We start from the raw sequence: 3,918 nt of genomic DNA, 5'->3' as shown, positions 1-3,918 counted from the left end.
TGTCGTCCTTGCCGCGTTTGCGGCGGTCGGCCTTGTCGCCAGCCGTGACTTCGAGGACCTCGATCCCGGCTTGGTCGAGGTGGCGCATAACCCCGGCCCCGTAGGAGCCGGTGCACTCGATGCCGACCCGGGCGATGTCGCCGTGGGTGCGCATCCACCGCAGCATTGCCCGGTACCCGGCGCGGGTGGTGGAGAATGCCTCGGTCGCGATGACCCGGTCGTGGGCATCGACGACCGCGGCTACGTGCAGGTCCTTGTGGGTGTCGACGCCGCCGATCACGATCGGCGACGTGGCTGTGTCCGTCATGGCGTGTTGGTCCTTCCTGCTCGATGACAACAACGGGTTGTTGCCCTCGGCCGAACCAGACACCTGGACACGACAGTAATGAGACGGGAACCGTCAGGCCCTTCTTCAGTCACATGGATCCGGCGAGACCGCGGGCCTCGCCGGAGGTGTTCCCGAGCAACCGACAAGTCCGGGGAATGACACCTTGCGGGGTCGATCGGAGTGTGGGTCAGGATGCTGCGAGAACACCTCCGACACCACGGTAACCCCCAGGGTCGATCGGCGTGTGAGTCACGAAGCCCGGGAACACCTTGGCCCTCACAGTCTTACTATCGGAGTGATGGATCAATCCGGTTGCATCCCAACCAGTTCCGCTGAACCGGCGAGCGGTTATCGCCTGTCGCAGGGCGTCGGTGACCAGCCGGGGTGTGTTTGCTGGTCGCCACTCGCCAGCCCAGGATCCTGCGGGAGAAGACATCGACGACGAAGGCCACGTACACCAAACCGGTCACGGTCCACACGTAGACATCCCACGCGAGTCAGTTGTCAAGCGGCGGCTGGGATGAGGTCGGGCCAGGCGGCGTCTTCGTCCCAGGGCTGGTTGTGGCTGAGGCACCACCACATGCGTCCGATGAGCTTGTTGGCGAGGTTGCGTAGGGCGGCGTTGTGGTGGTCGCCGGCGGCGCGGCGGCGGTCGTAGTGGGCGCGGGCGCCGGGGGACCAGGTCAGTGCGCTGAAGGCCCACCAGTGACAGGCGTCGCTGAGTCGTTTGTTGCGTACCTTTCTGGCTTTGACGTAGTGGGACTTGCCCGATGCCCTGGTGACGGGGGCGGTGCCGGCGAAAGCGCGGACACCTTTCACGGACGTGAACCGGGCCGGGTCATCGCCGAGTTCGGCGAGAACTCGGGCGGCGAGTACGGGTCCGAGCCCGGGCGCTGAGCGGAGCACCGGCGCCAGTGGGTGCCGTCCGAACTCACGGGCGAGTTCTGCCTCGAGTGTCAAGGGACAGCAGGAACTGCCCAGTGGCGGACATGAAACCTGCCCGCTGACGGTCACGGGAACTGCCCGGTGGTGGCCATGGGATCTGCCCAAGGGGCTGCGGCCACTACCGACCAGGGGCATTCAGTTCAACGGGCTCACCCCTTGGCCGGCGAGTGCCTGGGTGAGTCGCACGCTGTCGCCGCTGGTCTGGCAGACGTGGGCGTGGTGCAGGAGCCGGTCGACGGTAGCGGTGGCCAGTGTCTTGGGCATCAGCTCGTCGAACCCGGACGGGTGCAGGTTCGAGCTGATCGCGACCGAGCGCTTCTCGTAGGCGGCGTCGACGAGCCGGTACAGGCCCTCGGCGGCGTCGACGGCAACCGGTAGCAGCCCGATGTCATCGACGATGACCAAGTCGGCTCGCAGGACGCGGGCGATGGCCTTGGTGACTGTGTCGTCGGCGCGATGGCGGCGCAGCAGGCCGCCGAGGTCTTCCAAGGTGAACCAGGCGACCTTCAGCCCCTGCTCAACGGCAAGTTGTCCGAGTGCTTCCAGCAGGAACGTCTTTCCGGTGCCCGACGGCCCGCACACGACGAGGTTCTCCCGGCGGTGGACCCATTCCAGGGTGCGCAGCGCCTGCTGGGTCGGCGCCGGGATCGAGCAGACCTCGGGCTGCCAGGCATCGAAGGTTTTCCCGGTCGGGAACCCCGCGACCGCCCGCCTGGTCGCTAGTGCGGAGCGTTCCCGACCGGCGACCTCCTCGGCGAACAGCGCCTTGAGCACCTCAGCCGGTTCCCAGCGCTGAGCCTTCGCGGTCGCGACCACCTCGGGTGCGTGGCGACGGATGTGGGGCAGCCGCAACCGACGCAGCAGATCCTCCAGGTCCGCCGGCAGCGCCGGCGCGGACCCAGCCGCCATCGTGGTGCTCCTGGTCGTCATCAGAGCGCCTCGTCTTTGCTGTGCTGGCCGAGTCGTGCCCAGGCGCTGGTGCCCTGGGTCAGCGAGCGATCCTCGCTGGCCCGGTGTTCGCCCGCCTTCGGTGCTCGGGCGTGGTGGTCCAGGATCGAGGACAGGTCGGCTTCGGCGAACCGGCCGTGCACGGCGGCGTGGCCCAGTGCCCAGTCGACCTCGACGGGGTCGAACAGCTTGGCCAGGGCGAGCGCTTCGGTCATCTTGACCCGCATCCGCGGCGTGCCCGCGGCGGCTGCCTCGATCAGCCACAGCCGGGCGCCCTCACCCAGGTCGAGGAACTCCGACTCGGCAGCGTTCCTGGCACGGGGTCGACGGTCCAGCGGTCCCTCGGGCTGGGGTGGGAAGTGGGCGTCGTAGATCTTCGGTGTCCCGGGGGTGGCCCGGTAGTGGCGGGCGATCTCGACAGGGCCGTCGGCGCCGACGTGGACAATCACGACCTGCTCCTCAGCGCCGACACCGTGGACCCGCACCCACACCGTGGCACCGAGCAGCTGATGTGGAACCGAGTACTGGCCGGACTCGAACGTCACCATCGGCGTGTTCACCGGCACCTGTCGAGTGGTGCCGAACGCGACCGTGTGCGGTGTCAGGGCGACCGGGTGGAGTCGGGCGCGCTCCTCGGCGAGCATCTCGACCGGCGGCCGCTTGGTGATCCGGTGCGGGCGGGTGTTGACCTTCTCGCAGAACGCCACACAGGCGGCCTCGAGCTCGGCGAACGAGTCGTAGGCCTCGCGCAGGTTGGTGTCCTTGGGGACGAGGTCGGCCTTGCTGATCTTCACCGACGCCTCGGTGCCGCCCTTGGATGCCGGGTCGGCCGGCACGCAGGTATGCACGCTCATCGAGTAGTGCTCGGCCAACGCGACCAGCTGCGGGTTGCGGACCGGGATCCCGGCGATGTGCTCGACCGTGACGGTCTTCTCGTTGTCGGTCAGCACGTAGGTCGGCACCCCGCCGAGTCGCCGGAACGTGACGTCGAGTGCGGCGAAGACGCTGGGCATGGTCTTGTCCCGCAGCGGCAGCACAACCCGGAACCGGGACCAGGCCAGCCAGGCGACGAACAGGACCGTCTTGACGCCGTCGACGACCGGGCCGTCGCCGTAGTCGTACTGCAGCCACATCCCCGGCTCGGTGATCCAAGGTCGGTGCACCCGCACCCGCCCGGCCCGGTAGGACTGCTTCACGGTCGCGACCGCGCGGCGGGAAGTGCGCTCCGAGCCGGTGTAGCCCAGCGCCACGAGCTTGTCGTGGGCCACGTCGGCGCGGACCTTGCCCTTGGACCGCTCCACCCACTCCTCGACCTTGGGCAGGTACTCATCGATCAGCATCGGCCGACGCGCGGCCTGATCCAGCTCACCGCCGGCGGCACGCCGCTCGACGTAGTGCTTGACCGTGTGGTGGGAGCAGCCAGCCAGCTCCCCAGCATCACGCAACGACCCAGTCAGGTCGTAGGCATTCAAGATTTCCATGATCTCCTCGGCAGACTTCAACTCATCCCTTCCTCGGGAGCGAACGGGCGCATCAGCACCGCTCATCGCACCCGAGGAAAGGGCCTCAACCGCGGACCGCGGCGAGGCAGACGACGTCGTGTCGGGCAGACCCCATGACCGTCAGTGGGCAGTTCTCATGTCCGCCAGCGGGCAGCTTCGTGGCCGTCTCCGGGCAGTTTCTCGTGGCCGCCGACA

Annotated in this window: 4 protein-coding genes and 1 pseudogene; all 5 read right to left on the bottom strand. The window is 68.2% G+C overall.

The genetic code is table 11. The features are described from left to right. A partial coding sequence (locus BN11_RS20165; RefSeq protein ID WP_048697875.1) for an IS110 family transposase occupies positions 1-307 on the bottom strand: 307 nt, incomplete at its 3' end. A 310-nt stretch (positions 308-617) separates the two neighbouring features. Beyond that, positions 618-810 (bottom strand): annotated as a pseudogene (locus tag BN11_RS25500) (DDE-type integrase/transposase/recombinase); the annotation flags it as partial. A 22-nt stretch (positions 811-832) separates the two neighbouring features. Further along, on the bottom strand, positions 833-1,234 hold the full coding sequence (locus BN11_RS20160; RefSeq protein ID WP_235435567.1) for a transposase: 402 nt from the start codon (positions 1,232-1,234) through the stop codon (positions 833-835). A gap of 174 nt (positions 1,235-1,408) precedes the next feature. After that, on the bottom strand, positions 1,409-2,203 hold the full coding sequence (istB, locus tag BN11_RS20155) for an IS21-like element helper ATPase IstB (protein WP_201329189.1): 795 nt from the start codon (positions 2,201-2,203) through the stop codon (positions 1,409-1,411). Then, positions 2,203-3,723 carry an IS21 family transposase gene (gene istA, locus BN11_RS20150; RefSeq protein WP_048693240.1) on the bottom strand — a complete coding sequence of 507 codons (1,521 nt, stop codon included), beginning with the start codon at positions 3,721-3,723 and terminating at the stop codon, positions 2,203-2,205. Before istA ends, istB begins: the two co-directional genes overlap by 1 nt. Between the last annotated feature and the right edge of the window lie 195 nt (positions 3,724-3,918).

Origin of the sequence: Nostocoides australiense Ben110 (genome assembly GCF_001050535.1) — a bacterium.
Lineage (GTDB): Bacteria > Actinomycetota > Actinomycetes > Actinomycetales > Dermatophilaceae > Nostocoides_A > Nostocoides_A australiense.
Note: the sequence above shows the minus strand (reverse complement) of the source record. Positions and strands in the feature narration are given on the sequence as shown.

Excerpts from the sequence above, each read along its gene's own strand:
- istB (WP_201329189.1), bottom strand. The coding sequence starts at position 2,203 with ATGACGACCAGGAGCACCACGATGGCGGCTGGGTCCGCGCCGGCGCTG.